Raw genomic sequence first — 1,738 nt, 5'->3', positions numbered from 1 at the left:
GCCCGCCCATCCCCCCGGCCACCGCCGGGCGCAGCGTGCGGGTGTCCACGGCCATGCCGCGCACGGTGTTGACCATGGACAGCCCGTCCGCGCGCGCCTCCACGCACGCGGCGGCCAGCTCCACCACGTCGGGGACGTCGGCGGCGAGCTTGGCCAGCACCGGCAGCCCCGAACGGGTGTGGGAGCGCACCGTGCGCACCACGGCCGCGGCCTGGGCGGCGTCGTCCACGTAGCGGCGCCCCGCGGGGTCGGACGGGTCCGGGCTGGAGAGGTTGACCTCGATCGCGCTGACCCCGTCCGCGGCGGACACGCGTCTGGCGAGTTCGCCGAACTCGGCCATGCCGGTGCCCGCGACGGAGACGATCGCCCGTCCGCCCCGGGAGAGCAGCCAGGGCAGGTCCCGTTGGAGGAACACGTCCACGCCCGGACCCTGCATGCCCGTCGTGCTGAGCATCCCGCTGGGCGTCTCGGCCATGCGCGGGGACGGGCGCCCGGCGTGGGGCTCCAGCATCACCGACTTGGTGGTGACGGCGCCGATCGAGGCGATGTCGAGGAACTGGGCCAGCTCGCGGCCCGCTCCGGCGCACCCGGCGGCGGTGACCACGGGATTGGGCAGCTCCCAGCCGCCCAGCCGGGTCCTGAGGTCTGCGTTCAACTCTCTCACCCACTGTCTGGTGGTGGTCGGTCCCGGGGCGGGTCCGGGGCCCTCAGGCGATGTCGCGGGCCGTCTCCGCGGCGCGGGCCGCGCTGGAGCCCTTCCAGCCCGGGGCGCCCAGGGCGTCGAAGGGGATCGTGCCCACGTCGTCGAAGCGCACCTGCTCGCCCCGGAAGACCGGGCCGTCCACGCAGGAGCGCACCATGCGGGTGATCCCGTCCTCGCCCACCACCGGGATGACGCAGGTCATGCAGATCCCGGTGCCGCAGGCCATAGTCTCCTCCACCGCCACCTGGACGGGGATGCCGTGGCTGGCCGCCACGGAGGTGACCGCGCGCAGCATCGGCATGGGGCCGCAGGCGTAGACGGCGTCGGACCGGCATTCCTCGATCACCCTGCCCAGGACGTCGGTGACGCGGCCGCGGGTGCCGAAGGAGCCGTCGTCGGTGGTGAAGGCGGCCGTCTCGGCGATGCGGCGGGCGGTGATGGCGCTGAACACCCGGTCGGCGGAGGCGGCGCCCAGCACGAAGTCCACCCGGCAGCCGCGCCTGCGCAGCGACTGGGCGAGCGGGAACAGCGGGGCGCTGCCCGAGCCCCCGCCCACCAGCACGCAGTTGACCGGCTCGCGGGGCAGCGGGAAGGGGCGGCCCAGGGGGCCGACCACGTCCAGCAGGTCGCGCGAGCGGCGCTCGGAGAGCCAGGCGGTGCCGGTGCCCCGTACCGAGAACAGGAACTCGACGGTGCCGCCGTAGTCGGGCTTGACGTCGTGGATGGCGAAGGGGCGGCGCAGCAGGGTGCTGGAGTGGTCGCCGCCGACGGCCACCGAAACGAACTGCCCGGAGCGGAACCGCTCGGCTATGCCCGGGGCGACCACGGTGATGGCGTAGTAGGCGTCCACCCTGCGTACGTTCAGCACGGGGCACCTGGTCTGCACCGGTCCGTTGTCGCTCATCAGGTCGTGGCGCCCGGGCCCGGTGTCGCGGACACCGGGGCGTCGGCGCCGCCCTCCCCCCTCTGGGATTCCTGCGTCGTCCTGTGCGCCAACCGTATAGGCGGGGGCGCCGTGGACACACCGTCCACGGC

The 1,738-nt window shown here is 74.6% G+C and carries 2 protein-coding genes; both read right to left on the bottom strand.

Annotated elements, in window-relative coordinates; all coding sequences use genetic code 11:
- Positions 1 to 655 (bottom strand): dihydroorotate dehydrogenase (locus DQW06_RS21785; RefSeq protein ID WP_117199208.1); only part of this gene is annotated, 655 nt, incomplete at its 3' end.
- Between the two features lie 52 nt (positions 656 to 707).
- On the bottom strand, positions 708 to 1,607 hold the full coding sequence (locus DQW06_RS21780; RefSeq protein WP_013154117.1) for a dihydroorotate dehydrogenase electron transfer subunit: 900 nt from the start codon (positions 1,605 to 1,607) through the stop codon (positions 708 to 710).
- Between the last annotated feature and the right edge of the window lie 131 nt (positions 1,608 to 1,738).

Source organism: Nocardiopsis sp. TNDT3 (genome assembly GCF_003427465.1).
GTDB lineage: Bacteria > Actinomycetota > Actinomycetes > Streptosporangiales > Streptosporangiaceae > Nocardiopsis > Nocardiopsis dassonvillei.
The sequence above is the reverse complement of the archived record's forward strand: the minus strand, read 5'-3'. Positions and strand labels throughout refer to the sequence as shown.

Bases quoted from the DNA above. Each gene is read 5' to 3' on its own strand.
- DQW06_RS21780 (WP_013154117.1), bottom strand. From the start codon at position 1,607: ATGAGCGACAACGGACCGGTGCAGACCAGGTGCCCCGTGCTGAACGTA.